The organism is Vibrio sp. 14N.309.X.WAT.E.F5, from assembly GCF_030397615.1.
GTDB lineage: Bacteria > Pseudomonadota > Gammaproteobacteria > Enterobacterales > Vibrionaceae > Vibrio > Vibrio lentus.
The window spans coordinates 1-18944 of the sequence record NZ_JAPNXR010000026.1 but is presented as its reverse complement, the minus strand read 5'-3'; the positions used below and the strand labels follow the sequence as shown (position 1 = coordinate 18944).

General features: G+C 44.1%; 18 protein-coding genes. 13 read left to right on the top strand and 5 right to left on the bottom strand.

The genetic code is table 11. From position 1 onward, the window contains the following. Positions 1–76: 76 nt before the first annotated feature. Genes OW495_RS20960 through thiM form a run of 3 tightly spaced genes read left to right on the top strand, consistent with a single transcriptional unit; the run spans position 77 to position 2537 of the window. Positions 77–1033 carry an ABC transporter substrate-binding protein gene (locus OW495_RS20960; RefSeq protein ID WP_065104608.1) on the top strand — a complete coding sequence of 319 codons (957 nt, stop codon included), beginning with the start codon at positions 77–79 and terminating at the stop codon, positions 1031–1033. An 8-nt stretch (positions 1034–1041) separates the two neighbouring features. Then, entirely contained in the window at positions 1042–1722 is a 681-nt protein-coding gene (gene tenA, locus OW495_RS20955) for a thiaminase II (protein ID WP_017109110.1), read from the top strand. Between the two features lie 29 nt (positions 1723–1751). Further along, the gene (gene thiM / locus OW495_RS20950; protein ID WP_102513301.1) at positions 1752–2537 is read left to right on the top strand and encodes a hydroxyethylthiazole kinase; all 786 of its coding nucleotides are present in this window, start codon (positions 1752–1754) and stop codon (positions 2535–2537) included. A 137-nt stretch (positions 2538–2674) separates the two neighbouring features. Here the strand turns inward: thiM and OW495_RS20945 are convergent, their stop codons facing one another. After that, entirely contained in the window at positions 2675–4618 is a 1944-nt protein-coding gene (locus tag OW495_RS20945) for a methyl-accepting chemotaxis protein (protein ID WP_289888153.1), read from the bottom strand. Positions 4619–4878: 260 nt separating this feature from the next. Between OW495_RS20945 and thiE the strand changes: the two genes are divergently transcribed. Beyond that, on the top strand, positions 4879–5496 hold the full coding sequence (thiE, locus tag OW495_RS20940) for a thiamine phosphate synthase (RefSeq protein ID WP_102312709.1): 618 nt from the start codon (positions 4879–4881) through the stop codon (positions 5494–5496). A 128-nt stretch (positions 5497–5624) separates the two neighbouring features. Here thiE and OW495_RS20935 read toward each other — a convergent pair whose 3' ends face one another. Next, the gene (locus tag OW495_RS20935; RefSeq protein WP_009844840.1) at positions 5625–5969 is read right to left on the bottom strand and encodes a hypothetical protein; all 345 of its coding nucleotides are present in this window, start codon (positions 5967–5969) and stop codon (positions 5625–5627) included. 417 nt (positions 5970–6386) lie between these two features. Beyond that, positions 6387–7289, bottom strand: a complete 903-nt coding sequence (locus OW495_RS20930) for a LysR family transcriptional regulator (RefSeq protein WP_099165706.1) — start codon at positions 7287–7289, stop codon at positions 6387–6389. A 138-nt stretch (positions 7290–7427) separates the two neighbouring features. Here OW495_RS20930 and OW495_RS20925 point away from each other — a divergent pair, with 138 nt between their 5' ends. From OW495_RS20925 to OW495_RS20905, 5 genes are all read left to right on the top strand, one after another. Next, positions 7428–7856 carry a PACE efflux transporter gene (locus OW495_RS20925; RefSeq protein ID WP_065104615.1) on the top strand — a complete coding sequence of 143 codons (429 nt, stop codon included), beginning with the start codon at positions 7428–7430 and terminating at the stop codon, positions 7854–7856. Between the two features lie 193 nt (positions 7857–8049). Further along, positions 8050–9072, top strand: a complete 1023-nt coding sequence (locus OW495_RS20920; RefSeq protein ID WP_102513305.1) for a helix-turn-helix transcriptional regulator — start codon at positions 8050–8052, stop codon at positions 9070–9072. 233 nt (positions 9073–9305) lie between these two features. Further along, positions 9306–10685, top strand: a complete 1380-nt coding sequence (locus tag OW495_RS20915) for an amidohydrolase family protein (protein WP_065104617.1) — start codon at positions 9306–9308, stop codon at positions 10683–10685. A 54-nt stretch (positions 10686–10739) separates the two neighbouring features. Then, a complete protein-coding gene (locus OW495_RS20910; RefSeq protein WP_289888144.1) occupies positions 10740–11399 on the top strand; it encodes a DUF3299 domain-containing protein in 660 nt (219 codons plus the stop codon). 116 nt (positions 11400–11515) lie between these two features. Continuing rightward, positions 11516–12724 (top strand): carbohydrate porin, encoded by a 1209-nt coding sequence (locus tag OW495_RS20905; protein ID WP_289888205.1) that lies wholly within the window; start codon positions 11516–11518, stop codon positions 12722–12724. Between the two features lie 108 nt (positions 12725–12832). Here the strand turns inward: OW495_RS20905 and OW495_RS20900 are convergent, their stop codons facing one another. Next, positions 12833–13300: a hypothetical protein gene (locus OW495_RS20900; RefSeq protein ID WP_289888142.1), complete on the bottom strand. Its 468-nt coding sequence runs from the start codon at positions 13298–13300 to the stop codon at positions 12833–12835. Positions 13301–13700: 400 nt separating this feature from the next. On the opposite strand from OW495_RS20900, the gene OW495_RS20895 reads away from it, so the two are divergent. Further along, on the top strand, positions 13701–14648 hold the full coding sequence (locus OW495_RS20895) for a Solitary outer membrane autotransporter beta-barrel domain (RefSeq protein WP_229636220.1): 948 nt from the start codon (positions 13701–13703) through the stop codon (positions 14646–14648). 118 nt (positions 14649–14766) lie between these two features. Next, positions 14767–15840 carry a sensor domain-containing diguanylate cyclase gene (locus OW495_RS20890; protein WP_289888138.1) on the top strand — a complete coding sequence of 358 codons (1074 nt, stop codon included), beginning with the start codon at positions 14767–14769 and terminating at the stop codon, positions 15838–15840. Between the two features lie 36 nt (positions 15841–15876). On the opposite strand, the gene OW495_RS20885 is transcribed toward OW495_RS20890, so the two are convergent. Further along, entirely contained in the window at positions 15877–16872 is a 996-nt protein-coding gene (locus tag OW495_RS20885; RefSeq protein WP_289888137.1) for a helix-turn-helix domain-containing protein, read from the bottom strand. Positions 16873–17031: 159 nt separating this feature from the next. Between OW495_RS20885 and OW495_RS20880 the strand changes: the two genes are divergently transcribed. Both OW495_RS20880 and OW495_RS20875 read left to right on the top strand, forming a co-directional pair. Continuing rightward, positions 17032–18153: an HlyD family secretion protein gene (locus OW495_RS20880; protein ID WP_289888136.1), complete on the top strand. Its 1122-nt coding sequence runs from the start codon at positions 17032–17034 to the stop codon at positions 18151–18153. Next, the coding region (locus OW495_RS20875) for a DUF2955 domain-containing protein (protein ID WP_289888135.1) at positions 18143–18944 on the top strand (802 nt) is incomplete at its 3' end. The genes OW495_RS20880 and OW495_RS20875, both read left to right, overlap by 11 nt.

The window sequence follows — 18944 nt, the reverse complement described above, 5'->3', positions numbered from 1 at the left end:
CTATTTATCTAAACAAAACTTCGTTAAAAATTAGCTCGATACACACAATAATAATATTCAAAAGGAAAGGTTAACTATGAAAAATACCAAATTGGTAGGTGCAGTGGCACTGCTTGCTTCGCTAGTTTCAGGTCATGCATTGGCGGATTCTGAACAAAAGAAACTGACATTGATGTTGGATTGGTTTGTGAACCCGAACCACGGCCCAATTGTGATTGCTCAAGAGCGTGGCTACTTTGCTGATCAAGGCTTAGAGGTTGAAATTCAGGAACCAGCTGACCCAAGCACACCAGCAAAATTGGTTGCTGCCGGTAAAGTCGATTTAGCGGTAACTTACCAACCAAGTTTAACCATGGATGTAGCGGCAGGTTTACCTCTCGTTCGTGCATCTACTCTTATCGCAACGCCACTGAATACGTTGATGGTTTTGGATAACGGCAAGAACGATTCACTAGCGGATTTGAAAGGCAAAAAGATCGGTATTGCGATTGCGGGTAACGAAGAAGCGACCATCGGCACCATGCTAGCTCAAGAAAATGTTGCGTTTACAGACGTGCAAACCATCAATGTTGGTTGGGCACTGTCGTCTTCACTGGCATCAGGCAAAGTAGATGCAATCTGGGGTGGCTTACGTAACTTCGAAACTAACCAGTTAGCACTTGAAGGCTTTAAAGCCAAAGCATTCTTCCCTGAAGAGCACGGTGTGCCCGCTTACGATGAGTTGATCTTTGTGGCAAACGCAAAGAAACACGACGACGAAGCGATCAAAGCCTTCAACAAAGCATTGGAACAAGCAACGACTTACATTGTGAACCATCCACAAGAGTCATGGAGTGAGTTTGTGGCGTATTCACCAGATACGTTGAACAACGAACTTAACCAACGTGCATGGAACGACACACTGACTCGCTTTGCACTTCGCCCTTCAGCTGTAGATATGAAGCGTTACGATGATTACGCGCAGTTCATGTTCGACAAAGGCATTATCAAATCACTTCCAAAAGCCGCTGATTACGTACCGACTTTTGACTAAGGAATCTCATGAAATACCAAGACTTAATCCAAGCCTGTCAGCAAGATTGGCAAGACTACACCGAGCATGATTTTGTTAAAACGCTGGCAAACGGCACCCTCGCTCAGCCGTGTTTTTTGCATTACCTGAAGCAAGATTTTCTGTTTTTAAAGCAGTATGCTCGCGCTTATGCATTGGCAATTTACAAGGCAAAGACACTGGCTGATATGCGCCGTGCACTGCCTAGTGTTCATGCTCTGTTAGATTCTGAAATTTCACACCACGTGACTTACTGTGGTCAGTGGGGTTTAACCGAATCGGATTTAGAAAACGAACCTGAAGATTTCGGCACTGTTGCCTACACGCGCTATGTTCTAGATGCGGGTATGACGGGTGATCTTGTCGACTTATATGCGGCACTGGCTCCGTGTTCAATCGGTTATGCCGTGATTGGTAAAGCGCTGTTAGAAAGCAGTGATACCGTATTAGAAGGCAACCCATACGCAAGCTGGCTACAGCTTTACGGCGGTGAAGAGTTCCAGTCGGGCGTGGCAACGGGAGCGGAATACTTCAATCAACTGCTTGCTGAAATTGATATCAACAGCGAGCGCGGTCAGAACATCGTTCATATCTTTAAAACCGCAACGCGTATGGAAGTGGCTTTCTGGCAGCAAGGGCTGAACGCTCTTAATGACTCAACAGCGGCTTAAAAGCGACTTTCACGAATAAGGATTTACCCATGCTAACTGAACAAATCATCCAATCGTTGCGCGCAGTACGAGAGCAAAAGCCACTGGTTGTGAACATCACCAACTATGTAGTGATGAACAATACGGCCAATGCTTTATTAGCGATTGGCGCTTCGCCTATTATGGCGCACTCGCAGCAAGAACTGGCTGAGATGATGTCTTTCTCTGGCGCGCTTGTGATCAACATCGGCACGCTCGACAGTGTTTGGACGCCAAGAATGTGTTTTGCTGTTGAGCAAGCGAACGCGAACAACAAGGTTGTGGTTCTTGACCCTGTGGGTTGTGGGGCAAGTACCTTGCGTACCGAGACTTCTCGTGAAATTGCACGCTTAGCCGACAAGTTGATCATTCGTGGTAACGCGTCAGAGATAATCGCGTTAGCGGGCGAGCAAGCGCAGAGTAAAGGCGTTGATGCGCTGGATAGCAGTGATGCAGCATTAGGCGCAGCGCAATGCTTAGTCGCTGAATACGGTGCGAATGTGGTGATTTCTGGTGAGACAGATTACGTTGTCACCAAAGACAGCGTGGTGACGTTAAATAACGGTCATCCAATGATGCCTTATGTGACGGGCATGGGTTGTACTCTGACTGCATTAACGGGCGCTTTCGCGGCTGTCGGTGATGACAGTGGATTGGCTGCTGCGGCGGTATTGGGTGTGGTTGGTGAAATCGCAGCTGAGAACTCACGCGGCCCAGGTAGCTTGCAAATGAACTTGCTTGATGAGTTGTACCAGTTAGACGAAGATACGTTGAACCAACGTTTGAAGATTCAGTAGATTCAATCTAGATCTGTATTCCTAGCTGATTAAAAAGCCCTCAACACATATGTGTTGAGGGCTTTTCTATTGGTGCTTCAAAACCGTATTAACTCGTCGTTGTGTTAGCTATCTCGTAATATGAGCAATTGGTTTGGTTAGGTTCTAAATCGATTCACTTGGCTTTCTAAGTGATGAGCAACTTCGGTTAAGTCGCTCGCAGCACCTGAAATGCTGCTTACAGACTCTTGGTTGCTCTGCGCGATGGTATTGGCACCTTGCGCGTTTTCACCCAGTGACTTGGTCAAGCAATCTTGCTCGTCAACAGATACTGCAATCTGGCTGTTAGCCTGATTCAGATCTTGGATGTGTTGGTTAATCACATGCAAGTTCTGAGAAGCTTGTTGTGCTTGAGTTGAAGCATCTGAAACCGTGCTGTGGCTCTCTTTGATCGACTCTAACGCATCTTTAGCGCCACGTTGTAACGAGGTGATGAGCTCATCAATTTGGCTAGCTGAATCTTGGGTACGCTTAGCGAGCGTTCTCACTTCATCGGCTACGACTGCAAACCCACGACCTTGTTCACCCGCACGAGCGGCTTCGATAGCGGCATTCAATGCCAACAGGTTAGTTTGCTCAGAAACGCCTTTAATCACTTCAAGAATAGCGCCAATGTTCATCGACTCTTTGTGTAGGTCTGTTACTTTTTGACTGCTCACCTGCATGCTTTCATCGGCGCTGCCAATCTCGTGCAGTGTTTTATCGACTTCTTTGAGGCCCATCGCCACATTTTCGGTCGCTTGATTTGCAACTTGAGAGGCGTGGTTAGCACTTGAAGCAATTTCTGATGTGCTGGAAGCCAATTGATCAACGGCAGAAGAGATATTGATCATTTCATTGTTCAGCTGTGTCGCGTTGGTCGAGCTGTTATTGGTCACTTGATTGAGTGACTCCGACATCTCACCAATACGCACGCTAGAGCGGTTCACTTGACCAACAATATCGCGCAGAGATTCAATGGTGATCTCCATGTTGGTCAGCAGTTCGCCAATCTCGTTCTTGCTCTCAATGTTCACCTCAACATTTAAGTTGCCTTGAGAAAGCTCATTGGTGATCTGTTTAACCTGTGCGATGCCTTTGGTAATAGAACGAGTCACCAACACAGCGCTCGTCATGCCAATCACCAAAGCCACACCCGTTAGCAAGAAGATGATTTGAACTGAACGTTTTTCACTGGCTTGCAGTTCTGGCGTTAATGCTTGTTTCTGTTGCTCTAGAATACTTTGAGCATCCGCGACCGCAATAGCCAAGCTGTCACCAATCGAGGCAAGCGTTGCAGTTCTTTGAGTGTTTTCAATCATCTGCTGATGAACTTGCTCAAAGCCTTTTGCATACGCTTCACGTTGGTTTGAGAAGTCTTCGATCAACTCGCTTTGGTAAGGGGATGATTTAAGAGACTCAATGTCGCCTTCAATACCTGGCAACGCGTATTCAAAGATATCTTTACCCGCTTCATAGGTTTTTAGGTCGTTGTTGTTTGAGTAACTCAGTACAGTGATCTTGGCTGCGAGGAAGTTCTCCATCAACATACCCGCGTATAAGCTCGCGTTTGGATCGTTGTTGTTGTACGACTCATACAACAAGCTCTGAGCGGCTTTGAGGGCGTTGGTTTCTCGTTTGACCATCTCGACATTCACCAATTGGTCGATGAGCAGCTGGCTCTGTTTCATTGAGCCATAAGCCGTGTCAAATGCCGCCACGCTGTCTTGCACTAATTGCAGGCTAGCTAGGCTATCGGTTTTGGTGGTGGTTTGGATTAAGTTGTTCAGCAGTTCATCAATCGCGAGTTTGCTTGATTGATAATTCGTTTCGTATTGCTCATCCAATGACTCTAAGTAACGTTCAGAGGCTAAACGCATCTGAAGAAAGTGCACTTGAATGTTGCCTGATAATGTCGCCTTGTGGCTGAGCTCACTGTACTGGCTAAAGCCGTTCGACAAAGTTTGGATACCTTTGTAACTCACAAGGCCTGAAATGACGAAAAAGAGTAAGCAGATGGCATAACCCAGCTTGATCTTAAACGCTATAGAAAGGTGGCGCATAACTATCCCTATATTTACCTGATTCCTTCATAGCGAAGTATTCCATAAAACAGCGTTCTGGGCAGGCTTAAGTGAATAGTTTGTGTAATAAGTAACGCTTTCGTTAAAAATTTCAGGATTTTCGGTATGCTTTCAACGAGTTGTATATTCAATGGTGCGCGCTTAATTGAGCTAATTTAGTATTAACTTCCATGCACATGATACGAATTGTCGGTAAAATGGTAGCAACTCAATTTAGACTCCGACTCCAAAGGCACGATATGAACCCTTATAAGCTCTACTTAGTAACGGATGACCAACAAGATTTAGAAACGCTTAAGTTTGTGGTTGAACAAGCAATCGCTGGTGGTGTCACTATGGTTCAAGTAAGAGAGAAGCATGGAGATGTGAGAGCTTTTATTGAACGAGCGCAGGCCGTTAAGTCGATTTTGGCTGGCTCTGGCGTACCGCTGATCATTAACGATCGGGTAGACGTTGCGTTGGCTGTGGATGCTGACGGCTTGCATTTAGGACAGTCAGACATGCCGGCTGAGTTAGCCCGTCAGTTGATTGGTCCAGATAAGATTCTTGGTCTGTCGATTGAAACTGAACAACAGCTTCAACAAGCCGATAGTCTGCCTATTGATTACATTGGCCTCAGTGCGCTTTTTGCCACACCGACTAAGACAAATCTTAAGAAACATTGGGGTTATTACGGTATTAAAATGGCGTTGGAGACAACGAAGTTACCGATTGTCGGTATTGGTGGAATTAACGAATCGAATATCCCGCAGTTAGTTGAGAGCGGTATTCATGGATTAGCACTGGTATCTGCGATATGTCACGCTGAAGATCCAAAACAAGCGACGCGGGATCTGTTGTCTCTAATGGGGGAGTGAAGGGGTTATCGACTAGAAAACAAATGAGGTTAACCATTTGTTTTCTAGTTAAAGAACAGGCTCATAGAAAGGCTAAATTGGCCTATCGCTTGAGCTTTTAAGACAATTTATTGAATACACAGTTTTGTTTACTGAGCGCATAAAGCAACAGTACCGATGATCATAAGAACGATCGCGGCATACCAGCCGTATTGTGCGGTCTTATCAGCAACAAACACCTTAATGTAGTTAAGTTCTTCATGCGCCATTGCAATGAAGTCCGTGTAGTTAATCGATAACTCGCGGCTCGCTTCTTTCAAGTCTTGCTGAAGTTTGTTGAAAGCCTCATCGATGAAGCCTTTTGTTTCTGAAACAGACGGAGTAGCAACCAAAGTTAAGCTATTCCAAACTGCCATACGCGATTCATATTCGCTTTCACTGACACAATTAAGTACGCGTAAATCATACTCTCGTTTGTTACGCTCTTTGCCCATTTTCTCAGGGCAAATATTTCTTAAAACGTTCACGACAAATTTTCCAAAAGGTTCATTTAGATATAAAAAAGCACTCGAAGAGGGCTCATAAACTGGGTGCGAATCAATATTCAAAAGTGATCTATTTGAAGCTTTCACAAGTGGTTGCAGGGCAGGGGCACTTATGTGGGAGATTTGAAGTTGGGTCAGTGGTGTTAAAGAGCGATTTGGTTTTGTCGATATCAGTTTGATAAGACAAACCCTTTGGGATCGCATACTAGTTATGTCACTTTGGGATATCAACTAGGGTGTTTTATCCACACGACAAAGAAAATTATCGGCACGAAAAGCGGAAATGAGGTAGTGCTGGAGAAAACACCACCGTCATTGATTTAGGATTCCGTTGCTGAAATAGGTGAACTCAAGGATTGGGGGAGATTAGTTGGCTTGCCATTGATTGTTCTCTAATGAGTGGCCTTTTAGTTTTTCAAGTAAACTTGTTAACACTGGGCCATTGATATGGCTACGAGACACTAAGCAACCCACAGGAGTAATCCAACCACCATGCTCGTGTGCCACTGGCAGTGCTACGAGATCGCCTTTCTGAATCCCTTCCATCACCATCATTTCAGGCACATTTGCCCACCCTACGTTCTGTTCAACGAGATCGATGATCGTTTTGTGGTTGTTGGCATACCAAAGCATGGAGCTAATGCCATAGGTGAACCACAATTCGCGTTGCTTCGAACTACGATGTACACATTGGCGGTAGCGCTTTAGGTCTGAGTCTTGAACGACGGACATTTGGCTCAGCTCGTGCGTGGCAGAGCTAACCGTAAGAAAGCGTGCTTGGCCAAGCAAGAAAAAGTCCATATCTACCTTAAGTTCACCATCCGCATAGATGATGCCAATCTGTGCTTTTCCGCGTCTGACTAAGTCTTCAACATCGAAGGTTGAGGTGGTAATAATATCGAAGTGTGTGATTGGAAACTGATCGGCTAGTGAGCTGATTATCTTAATGAAATTCTTATCTATGATGCTCTCATCAATGGCAATGATCAGTTCGTGTTCATCTTCTTGTGTCAGCGACTCTACTTTTTGGTCGAAGTACTTTTGTTGGTCGAGAATCGACTTAGCGACAGGCAATAACGCTTTACCGGTGTTGGTCAAAACGGGGATGTTTTTCTCACGGTTAAACAGCTCTTGGTCGATGGCTATTTCGAGATTGGCGATCGATTGGCTGACACCAGACTGAGCGCGTTTCAGCTTGCGTGCTGCAGCAGAAAAAGAGCCACTTTCACACACGGTGACGAAGACTTTTAGTTGCTCAAAACTGTACATGTTACCTCTCGCTCAATACCAAATGGGATGATAATGCTCAGGCTATCACTAATCGTGATGGCTGTTAACTTTCTCTTATTATTTCCGATGACATAATCCGAGCTAATCCAACACAGACTAGATTATTTAGAGGAATGTATGAGTACGTTAGAAAGAGTGTTTCACTCAGTGTTATTCGAAGTTTTGGCCGTAACACTTTCAATTATAGGCTTGGCGATATTTACCGATCATGATGTGAATGCCTTATCAGGAACCATGATAGTTGTTGCTACAATCGCTATGATTTGGAATTACTGTTTTAACCGCATTTTTGATCGCTACTTTACGGGTGAAAAATCTCAGCGTTCACTTAAGCTGAGAATATTCCATGTGGTTTTGTTTGAAGCAGGCTTGTTGATAGCGACGATCCCAGTGATGGCTTTCTTGCTTAATGTGGGGATTTGGCAGGCATTCTTAATGGATATCGGCGTGACCATTTTTATTACCATTTACGCGTTTGTGTTTAATCTGATTTACGATCATGTGAGAGCCTTCTTGGTGAGAAGACGCGAGTTAGTTTTACTTTAGTGATTAGTGATTAGTGATTAGTGATTAGTGATTAGTGATTAGTGATTAACGTTGAGTGTTAGCTAGCGGCTCGCGAGAAAATACGGGGTGTATCAAGGTTTCGGTCGAAATTACGCCTCCGTTAGTCGTGATAAAGTCTGCTATCTTGTAACGTAAGCTGAATTACTTTTCATGGATTGCTTTAGAGGAACGGATGCCAATGAGTCACCAATCACTTGCGATAGTGAGCAAAGAAGAAGTTGAACTCTTTCTTGGGTTATTCCAACACCTAGATGGTGATATTTATTCTTTGCTCCGCGATGCAAAAATCCCTAACGATATATTAACCAATCGTCAGCACTATCAATATCTTCCAGAAACCACGATCAAGAACGTGCTGGATCTTATGGGGCGATCTTCGTCCAAAGAAGAATTTGCCCTGTATATTTGGAATTTTTGTAAACAGGTTTATGTTCCAAGGTTTGTCGCTCAACTCTCCCAAGAAAGTTCATTGAAATCGGCTTTAGAGCAGTTTTGTGAGCAGATAAAGCTGCAATCCAGTGACGCCAATATGTATGTGACTCAATCGGGCGGAAAGTGGTGGTTTGTTCGTGAGAAGCAACACAACGACAGTGTTTGGGCTCATTTTTCAGAACTGTTTGCCGTGGTGTTCATGAATGAATTGCTACTGAAATTGACACAAGGGCAGTGGGCTCCAACCGAAGTGGGCATTCAAGGGAATGATATAGAAAGCTTTCAATGTTTACCGCAAATGGGGCCGGCTCAGCTTTTCAGTGGAAGGCCTGTGACGGCCTTTTGTATTCCTGAAGCAATGATGTTGTCGCCGATAGTTTTGGCGAGGCAAGCCCAGGCTCGTCCCAAAGCAGAGGATGACGCTAAAAGTAACTCGGCTTTTCCCAACACGTTTGTCCCATCATTTTGTTTGGCGATAAAACCTTACCTATCAATGGGTAAACTTCCAATAAGTTTAGCCTCTGACATTCTCAATATTCATGTTCGTACTATTCAAAGACGACTTGATAAGGAAGGTGTCACCTATAAAAAGCTCATTGAAGATATGGTGCTAGAGCAGACCTTAGAGTTACTAAAGTACTCTGACCTTTCCATTACCAGTATCGGATCTAAGATGGGGTATTCTGACTCATCTCACTTCACACGCGCTTTCAAACGCCAAATGAACATGACACCTAGACAATACCGGAAGTCATACTGCTGAGCATCACACAATCTTCATAGAATTCCCCTGTGTCATCAAATGGCAGTTTTTCAACCTTGAAGAGTGGCAACATCACTACTAAGTTATTGAATGTTGATGAGATGTTTTAGTGCTGTCGTTTACGCTTGGCGTAATTCCTAAAAACACCTTTGAAACCTCATGACACTCAATCGTAGTTATGGACTCGTTATGGGAAATGGATTCCACTCATTTACGGATAACAAGGTGTGAAAATGAAAAATGCAGGCTTAAAGCTTTCTATGGTAGCGCTTTCGTGCTCATTTGCTCTCTCGGCAAACGCGGCATCAACGCTTTTTACAAATGTTGATATTTTCAACGGCACAGAAAACAAGCTTTATGAAAACCATCATGTTCTCGTTGAAGACAATCTGATCAAACAGATCTCAGCAAGCCCTATTGAAGCGGGCGAGGCTGTCGTGATTGATGGTGAAGGCAAAACCTTGATGCCAGGCTTGATTGAAGGCCACGGGCACTTATTGCTAAACGGCGGAAACCTGAGCGATCATGAAAACAACCGTACTATCGAAGAGCTAGCGGCTCGTTCAACGGTTAACGCAAACGCAGCATTCCAATCGGGCTTTACTACTTGGCGTGATGCTGGTGGTTTGAATACAGGCCTGCGTAAAACGATCGATTCTGGGATGATAACGGGGCCACGTCTTTACACGTCGGGTGCCTTTATTGGCCCAACAGGATCTCACGCTGATTTTAGTAACCTAACTACGGCTAACCAACATTTCTTTGGTTCAACAACCAGTATGGCTCGCAATAGCGTGAGCTTTAATGCGGATGGTATTACTGAAATTAAAGCGGCGGCACGTCAGAACTTTAAGCAAGGTAACAGCCAGATAAAGATCATGTCATCGGGCGGTGTTGCATCATCTTTTGACCCGTGGCAGTTAAACGCGATGTCAGCGGAAGAAATTGAAGCCGCGGTTGAAGTCGCAGATGCTTATGGCTCTTATGTTATGTCACATGCCTACAGTAAAAAAGCAATTATGCGTAACCTCGATGCAGGGGTTAAAACCATTGAACATGGCTTTATGTTTGATGGCGATATTGCCGACAAAATGGAAGACAAAGGCGCGTATATCACCACTAATATGACCGCGTTCTCACCATATTTAACTCAGATAGAAGCGATCAACTCGAACCCAGCCTCTAAGCGTAAAGCAGAGTCTGCAACCAAAGCATTCAAAGACTACATCTCGAACGTAAACAAGTACCAACCTAAATGGGGTTTCCACACAGACTGTGTTGGTGACATGGTTTCTTGTATTAAACAAACCGACCACACGATTTACCTTGCGGGTAAAGAGCTTGGTAACTTCTTCACCTTGAAAGGCATGACATCAGTAAATGGTGAAATCATGAAGTTATCTGGCGTGATGGACCCGTATCCAGACGGTAAATTGGGTGTGGTGGAAGAAGGTGCGTACGCCGATCTACTCATCGTAGAAGGTAACCCACTTGAAGACTTATCCGTGATTGGGGCAAACGAAAAATGGTTTGACGCAGAGCCGCGCAACCCTGAAATCGATACCATCAAAGTCATCATGAAAGATGGCAAAGTCTACAAGAATACACTTTAACTTCGTTTAATTGATGGTCTGCTTCGGTAGGCCTCTTTCTTCAAGGTGCACATCATGCAAAAAACACTTTCTCTTGTCTTGTCAGTGTTATCACTTACTGCCGTCTCTCTACCCACTTATTCCAATACGGCCGTTGCTCTTGAGTGGCAAGACCTTAATTCTGCTGCACAGGAAGTGACACTCGAAATGCCTGATCTGACCGATCAACAAATGCGCCTATTACAAGGTGTGATAGCGATGAGTGCATCAAAGGAAGAACAGGTGCAACAACAGGCTGTGGAATTCAAAGAAACGTTAAAAGAGCAAGGCATCAACGCAGATGAAGTGATTGCACTTCGTGATGAGTATATGCAAACCATGAAAGCGAGCGCTGAAGCGATCACCACTGAGTTTGATGGCAAGAAGGTTCGAGTACCCGGTTTTATTGTTCCTTTAGAGTTCTCTGAAGGAATGACAGCAACAGAATTCTTATTAGTTCCCGTGGCTGGAGCGTGTATCCACATGCCACCACCCCCAGCTAACCAGATAGTGAAAGTGTCTTTCCCTGAAGGCTTTCAGGTACAGAACGTTCAGTACCCTGTATGGGTAGAAGGTGACTTTAGCTCGAACAAAGTGACTGAAGAAGTTTTCCTAGTCGATGGGAAAAGTAACCTCACCATGGGTTATGAAATGAAAGCTTCGATGATCGAAGACTATTACGAGAAAGAAAACTAATGGTTGTCATCAAATGACAATTTTCGATGTGAGCAATGAATAAAATAGAACGAACTTAAAAAGCATTGGTGACAAAGATGAATTCAAGATTATCTAAAGTAAGTATGGCAGTGATGATGGCGGCAACCTCATTGAGTCCTGCGGTTTATAGCGCGAACTTTGAAGGTCCAGACTCTGTTGAAAATACCATTGCACAACAAAAAGATCAGCAGCTGAATTGGCGCGAAAAGCTTGCCGCGGATGGCTTTACATTTGGCGCGGATTACTTTGCTTTAGGCCTTACCTCTGGAGATGGTGTTGGTGGCGATAGCGTTGATGCCTCATCGGGTGTGGCACGGCTGTACGGTTCATGGCACCTATTAGGGAACGGCACACAAAATTCAGGTAGCTTGGTGTGGAAGGTCGAACATAGGCATGCCTATGGCAATACTTCACCAAAAGAGTTTGGCTTTATAGGTTCAGATCAAATTGGATATGTAGGCTTGATAGCTCCAGCTTTCAGTGACCAAGGTTTTCGAGTTACTGACTTAAATTGGAAGCAAAAAATCAACGATGGCAAAGGCACCATTATTGTTGGCTGGCAAGATGTGACGAACTATGCGGATGTTTACGCTCTCGCAAGCCCTTGGTCTGGTTTTACGAATTTAGCATTCTCGACAGGTTCAGGTGCAATGGGCTTGCCGGATGATGGTGTGCTTGCGCTTTCTGCTGGTCATATGCTCGGCGAGAATTTTTATGTGGTCGGTGGTATCGCCGATGCAAATGGTCAGTCAGATGATATCTTTGATGGCTTTGACACCGCTTTTGGTAGCGATGCATCTTACTTTACAACCTTGGAGTTAGGTTGGACGGCTTCGCAAGAGCAAATCTATACCGATAATTTCCATGTGACCTTCTGGGATTTTGGCGACGATACTCGTCATAGTAATAGCCTTGCAACGGAAGGTGGTTCAGGGGTTAATTTTTCATGGAGTCAGTTTATGACTCCTCAAGTGATGCCGTTTGTTCGTGGTGGTTTCTCTGAAGGGGATGTTGCCCTTTACGATAAATCAATTTCCGTTGGTATGGGCTATTTCGGGTTAGGAAAACCAACCAATAACCTAGGTGTCGCGCTGAACTGGGCTGAAGTGAACGGTGATTCTTTTGAAGCTGATGCTAAAGCGATAAGTGGTGGTACAGAGCAGTGGACAGCTGAAATCTACTACAACATGCAGTTTGGTGATCACCTTCAAGTTACGCCAGATATTCAGTACATCAAAGATCCTGCGTTCTCTAGTGAAAGCAGCGCTTGGGTATTCGGTATTAGAGCGAGAGTGTTTATCTAATTTCGCTTAACGTTATCTTGTTTAGACTTAAAGCTAAACGTAAAAAGTGAGCCCTTAGTGGCTCACTTTTTTGTTTCTCGTTCGATTAAACCTAATCTATTCGAGTGCTTAGGCTTTTTCGGTTTTCTGCGTGTCATCCAGTGCAAAGTAGATTTTAGAAACAATCACTTCGGCAACCAGAATGGTAAACACCACTGCAAAGAAGGCGATGACACCGTTCCAAGGCCCTGTGAAATCGACTTTGTCACCAAATAGAACATTGATAGCTTCTAGCATCACGAATTTTGAACCGACGAGAATCACGTAGCTCGATAGGCCTCTATAGATCTTAGGGGCAGTGCCGGGTTTCGACTTGAAGTAATCCGCGAGCTTATGTTCTAAGCCGATGGATAACTTGAGCAACAGCTGTAGCAAAATCGCGGCAGCAAATGAGATGGTGAAAGACTCGATATTGACGAAGTCCCAGTATTCATCAAAAAAATTGAGAACGGTTAAATCAACGAGGACGGCGAGTGTGTAACCGACAAAGAGCCGTTGGGGCGTATTAAATCCATATACTTTTTCTATATTGCTCATCTACATCTTCCTGAGTAAAGGGTTATAAAAAACTTAGGAGATAAACTTATAATTTTCAAACGCTTATTCTTTTATATGCGAAACAGCTCTTAAACCGGGTGTGGCGTATTATGGTAAGTATCCCTGTCGAGATTGATTCAAGATGGTACTTCGACTTAAAGAGGAGTACGTATGATTATTTATTTTAGGATACAAGACGTAGAAGAGCTTTGGGGCGCGATAGATTTAGCGACACTCTTACAACTCGAACTTAGAGGGATATCAACACCTTCATTAACTATCTGATTGAAATAGTGATATTACCAATTACACTTGAAGCATAAGTTTGAATGGAGTCAACTTAATGCTTTCACCCCGCACGTTATGTCACACCTTAATTCCCCTTATTCTTGGTAGCTTCATGTCTTCGACTGCGTATGCTTCAAATGAAGCGATAAAGGATCGTTTAGAGAAGATATTCGCCGCATCGATTGCCCTTACAGACAGTGACGCTGTTTCGATTGGCTTTGTTGATTTTGATCCGAACTCGTTTATTAATCTCAATGACAACGGTTTTGGTTCTGACAAAACCATTGATACCCGTAGCCAGGTGAGCGTTGGTTCCATTCCTTATTCGTCGACCATCAAAACCGACAATCCTGATCTCGATGTGATTTGGTCTGTGCGCGCATCTTATGTGTTGTCAGAACAAGACATTGAGTTTTCAACCGACGTGACTTCTGATCGTCGTCTGAATCCAAATAAAGACACCGTGTTGGGCCTGTATGGCTTTATGGGGCTTCAAAACCAGTTAGACCGACATTGGTCTATCGGTTATGGCTTAGGTGTCCACACACTCTATTACCGCAACAAATACGAGTACAAAAACAGTTACACCAGAACCTTTCAATCGCAACTCGATGGTTATGCGTTAAACACGTCAGCATGGGCATTAATCGGTGAGCCTTCCGTTAAGTTGCAGTATTTAAAGCCGACCAACTGGGGAAGCTGGAACGTATCTTCTAGAGCTCGTTATTTTTATGGGACAGGGTGGGGAGAAGCCAACGACGGTGATATCGGTAACCCTGAAGGTTTCCGGTTTATTAATGAGATTGAATTCAGACAAAACGTAAAGTGGGAGTCACTTTCCCTAAATAACCCACAGGTTCACTATAACTTCAGACGAATCGATATCGCGGGTGATCTCGAAGATCCTTTTGACACCCATTATTACTACGAATTTGGGGCTGGTTTGGTATTTGATGTCCCTTACGATTCTTACTTCTTTGATAACTTTGGTGTCGGAATCAACTTCAATTACGGAAGTTCATTGAGTGGCGGTAGCTTACTCTTTTTACTCAATAATTAGCATAAGTCGTTGATCTTAAAAGTACGCATATAATTTGAATTTGTATGTGTCGTAAAATGGTAAATATCTTAGTGGAAACTTAGCCATCATAGCGATTCGCCCATCACCAGAGCAAACTATGAACAAGTTAAGTTTTGACCGAAAAATTCCGCTATACGTGGTTTCTACACTTGCCCTAAATATGGCCGTTAGTCTGTGGTTATTGAGTGTGGTTTCTTCGGCAGTCATGGCTTTTTCTGTGTGCGCTTTATTTGTGCTCAGCAGCCTCATTACTGCACGCCTATATCGACATGAAATGGCTCAAAGCAAGAATAGCTTGTCTGAAGCGATCATTGATGGCGTCGCTGGTTTTATCATCCTCGACAGTCAATTGAGGGTAATACAAGTCAATCAACAGTTCTCTCGAGTGTCAGGCTATGCCTTTGACCAAGTCGAGTCTCGCCCGATTTCTGATCTCTGCTTCATGAATAATAGCAGTTTGATATCGACTATCACTCGCTCACTTAAGGAAAACCATAGATGGAAAGGTGAATTGAGTGGGGTCAGTCGACTTGGCGAGCAGTTTACTGTCAACGTTGTAGTGGAAAAGCTAACCGAAATCCTGCCGCACAATAATAAATACGTTGTGACCTTTACGGATATTAGCCGACGCAAAGTCTTAGAGCGTCGATTAAGAATGCTGGTGGACACCGATTCCCTAACAGGGTGTTGGAACCGTCGCCGTTTTGATAAAGATCTCAACCATTATTCAAACTTAGCGGAGCGTTATGGCTACACGCACTCTTGTTTGGCGCTGATCGACTTGGATCACTTTAAATCCATTAACGATAACCATGGCCATGACCAAGGTGACGCGGCACTTAAAGAGGTCGCTGAACTGCTGAGAAATAACAGCCGAGACACTGACATCGTAGCGCGAGTTGGCGGTGAGGAGTTCGCTATCTTAATGCCAGAAACTAACTTGGCAGAAGCGTTTGAGGCGATGTATCGATTGAAAGAAGTGATAGCCAAAGGCACAAGTTTGAATTTAACCGTGAGCAGCGGTGTATCTGAAATACAGGCACAAGCCGAAGCGACTTATCGAAGTGCGGATAAGGCACTTTATTGCGCCAAAGATAACGGGCGAAATAGGGTGTGTAGCTCTAGTTTTAGCTCTAGCTCGGGTTACGCGACACCAATCGTCCTTAGTTAGGCGTGTGTCACTCTGGCTAATTGGTTAGATCTACATCTAAGCCGAGATCGAGCGTTGATAAATCTTGGGCGTGAGGCCTGACACGCGTTTGAAGGCTCGCGAAAAATGAGAGATGTTGGTGTATCCCAACTGGCTCGAAATGTAGGTCAGCGTATGTCCTTCTTCCATAAGCTCACATGCGACTGAAAACATAAGGTTTTCTTTGATCTTTCGATAGGTCGTATTTTCATTTTTGAGTTTGCGTTGAAACGTTCGGACAGAGAAGTTGAGCAGTTCAGCCGCTTCTTCAAGTGAGAGGTCTTGTTCTTTCATATAGGGCTTGAGTAGCTCATAAACGCTGTCAGTAAAGCTCGTGTGCCACTCAACAATCGCAGGCTTGTTACTCAAATCTTTGGCCGTGAGACGAATAGGGATTTGTAATATCTCGTCAGGGATCATAATGGCTGTAGAGCTATGGTCGATAAACAGTTGGCAGTGACTTGAAAGCAGTGTTTTAACGATGTCTGTGTTATGCCCTTGTAAGCGGACTTTGGTTGGTTGCCAAGGTGATTTAGATAAAATGGTTATTAGTTCAATGATATAGGTGATAGCGAAAACTTCACCCCATTGGAACATCGGAGAACTATCTTCAGGGGCGGTTCGACAAAACCAATTTTGCCCATGCTCTTGGATAAAGTCGACTCTGCTGCCGGGAGAATCGTAGGTGAAAATCGTGTTGATGTGTTTTAACGAATCTTCAATCGTTTCGAACTCGGTAAATTGATGCAATACGTATGGGATGATTCTTTGTTTAAAGGCGAGGGCGAGTAGGTCTGTAAAGCGAGAGACGCCGAGTTGTGACGACGTTAGATAAATCAGTCGTTTAATCGATTCTGATGGCACAAAGTCGCTTTCAGACTCGATAAGATCAGGCGGTAAACCCGAATCCTTTAGCAATTTATGTAGGTCAAGTCCGTAGTCAGTAAAAACTTGAACTAGTATTTTTGCGTAATTGGTTTGAATTACAGGCACTTGGTAAGTGGCGTCAACCATATTTCAACAGTCCTTGTATGCAATTGCATTATTTAGACACGCGTATCATTTAGCGTGTTTAGTTTAATAAATCTAACCCTATTTACTTGAGTTTTCCATGGTCGGGTTTATTTTTAAGGTATTAATTTTGTTGATGTTAGTTATTTAGAAGGGAGTCCCATGTCTGAAGCCACAGGGAACAAGCAAGACGATAGTGAAGAAGTTACTCAACCAAAAAACGGAAAAGACAGGGTAAGAAAGGTCACGAACTACCTCCTATTTTTTGTGGCATTTACACTGCTATTCAGTGTAATCGCAGATCGTATTATTCCTATCACTGATAATGCACGCGTGAAGGGTTATATCGTCCCGATTAAACCAGAGGTGTCGGGCAAAGTTTTGGATATTTTAGTCCAACCGAATCAATTGGTTAATCAAGGTGATACGCTCGCCATTCTTGATGAATCGGATTACCGAATTGCAGTTGCACAAGCTGAACAAAACCTTGAAATTGCTGGGCAAAATGTTGGCGCACAAACAGCGAGTATTGCTTCTGCACAAGCAAAGCTTACGTCAGCGATTGTTGAAAGACAGAACACCAAGTTGCAAGCTAAACGTGTATTGGAGATGGCCGACAAAGGTGTGGTCTCTAAATCTGATGCAGACAAAGCTAGGGCAGCTCTAGCAACTTCTCGAGCGGCTGTTGTCAATGCAGAGGCGGATCTTGAAGGTGCGAAACAACAAATGGGTAAAGAAGGCGAAGAAAACAGCCAAGTGAAAGCCGCATTATTGGCGTTGGAGCAAGCTCAATTAAACCTAGAACGTACGGTTATTAAAGCGCCGACTCAAGGTGGTGTGTCTAATTTCAGTTTGTCAGAAGGTTTCTATGCATCTGCAGGGCAAGCCATTATGACGTTTGTTTCTACTGAAGATATTTGGATTGAAGCCTACTTCCGTGAAAATAGCCTGGGTAATGTCACTGTGGGTGATGAAGTGGAAGTCGCTCTCGATTTTGCTCCGGGGCAAATCGTTAAAGGCCGAGTGAGCAGCATCGATTGGGGTGTGGACTGGGGGCAAAATGATCAAGCGGGTAAACTTGCTCAAGCGAGTCAGCAAACAGGCTGGTTACGTCAAACTCAGATGCTTCCTATCATGATTGAATTTGAACGCGATGATATGCAAGGAATGTTGAGAGTTGGTGGGCAAGCGGACGTGATTGTTTACAGCGGTGATAACTTTGTTTTCAATGCGATAGGCAAATTGTGGATTCGATTTATAAGCGTATTGTCTTATGTCCGATAAGCCCATTCTCGACCAACAAACACAGCAACGGATCCTGCGTTACACCGTCGGGGTCACGTTGGCTGTATTTTTGGCGGCGTGGATCAATTGGCCATTGGCATTTGTGGCTCCTGTATTCACAGCCAAGTTCTTAATTGATAAGCCAGATCTCCATAAAGAAACCGTCTACGAGCTGTTATTGGCCGTGGTGGTGACCATGGGGTTGGGCTTGTTGTTGTCTCGTGGTATCACACACTACCCAGTCCCTCTTTTGATTTTAGTGGGCTTGATGATGCTTTGGGGTTACTACTTATTCGTTGACCCTAAATGGAACTTGTTCGCGACGATTCTGTTGATCGCAGTACTAATGTTGCCGTTCATGGCCATTTCTAATCCGGGTGTTTCCGTATTATTAGCATCGGGCTTGGCAACCTCAGGTGTGGTTTCGGTGACGATTTTTGCACTCGTGCATTTCTTTTTTCCGGAGCCTAAATCTGAATTCTCAGGGTTCGCCGCAGCGCCACTTGAAAAGAAACAGCGTTGGTATGCGGCCTTCAGGGCGATGATTATCTCCTATCCAGTAGTTTGTTTTTTCTTTATTTTTCAAATATCTGAAGCTTTGCTGACAATGATGTTCATTGCGTTGCTATCGTTGATGATTACGTCAGAGAAGTCGATAAAGTTGAGCGCTTTTCTGGTGATAAGTAACGGTATCGGGGGATTGCTGGCGATTGCTGCTTTTTCAATTCTTTCTATAGTACCCAACATTGTCTTCTATTCTTTGTTTATAGGACTTATTGCCATTCTTATGG

Bases quoted from the DNA above. Each gene is read 5' to 3' on its own strand.
- OW495_RS20960 (WP_065104608.1), top strand. From the start codon at position 77: ATGAAAAATACCAAATTGGTAGGTGCAGTGGCACTGCTTGCTTCGCTA.
- tenA (WP_017109110.1), top strand. From the start codon at position 1,042: ATGAAATACCAAGACTTAATCCAAGCCTGTCAGCAAGATTGGCAAGAC.
- thiM (WP_102513301.1), top strand. From the start codon at position 1,752: ATGCTAACTGAACAAATCATCCAATCGTTGCGCGCAGTACGAGAGCAA.
- OW495_RS20945 (WP_289888153.1), bottom strand. From the start codon at position 4,618: ATGCGCCACCTTTCTATAGCGTTTAAGATCAAGCTGGGTTATGCCATC.
- thiE (WP_102312709.1), top strand. From the start codon at position 4,879: ATGAACCCTTATAAGCTCTACTTAGTAACGGATGACCAACAAGATTTA.
- OW495_RS20935 (WP_009844840.1), bottom strand. From the start codon at position 5,969: ATGGGCAAAGAGCGTAACAAACGAGAGTATGATTTACGCGTACTTAAT.
- OW495_RS20930 (WP_099165706.1), bottom strand. From the start codon at position 7,289: ATGTACAGTTTTGAGCAACTAAAAGTCTTCGTCACCGTGTGTGAAAGT.
- OW495_RS20925 (WP_065104615.1), top strand. From the start codon at position 7,428: ATGAGTACGTTAGAAAGAGTGTTTCACTCAGTGTTATTCGAAGTTTTG.
- OW495_RS20920 (WP_102513305.1), top strand. From the start codon at position 8,050: ATGCCAATGAGTCACCAATCACTTGCGATAGTGAGCAAAGAAGAAGTT.
- OW495_RS20915 (WP_065104617.1), top strand. From the start codon at position 9,306: ATGAAAAATGCAGGCTTAAAGCTTTCTATGGTAGCGCTTTCGTGCTCA.
- OW495_RS20910 (WP_289888144.1), top strand. From the start codon at position 10,740: ATGCAAAAAACACTTTCTCTTGTCTTGTCAGTGTTATCACTTACTGCC.
- OW495_RS20905 (WP_289888205.1), top strand. From the start codon at position 11,516: ATGGCGGCAACCTCATTGAGTCCTGCGGTTTATAGCGCGAACTTTGAA.
- OW495_RS20900 (WP_289888142.1), bottom strand. From the start codon at position 13,300: ATGAGCAATATAGAAAAAGTATATGGATTTAATACGCCCCAACGGCTC.
- OW495_RS20895 (WP_229636220.1), top strand. From the start codon at position 13,701: ATGTCTTCGACTGCGTATGCTTCAAATGAAGCGATAAAGGATCGTTTA.
- OW495_RS20890 (WP_289888138.1), top strand. From the start codon at position 14,767: ATGAACAAGTTAAGTTTTGACCGAAAAATTCCGCTATACGTGGTTTCT.
- OW495_RS20885 (WP_289888137.1), bottom strand. From the start codon at position 16,872: ATGGTTGACGCCACTTACCAAGTGCCTGTAATTCAAACCAATTACGCA.
- OW495_RS20880 (WP_289888136.1), top strand. From the start codon at position 17,032: ATGTCTGAAGCCACAGGGAACAAGCAAGACGATAGTGAAGAAGTTACT.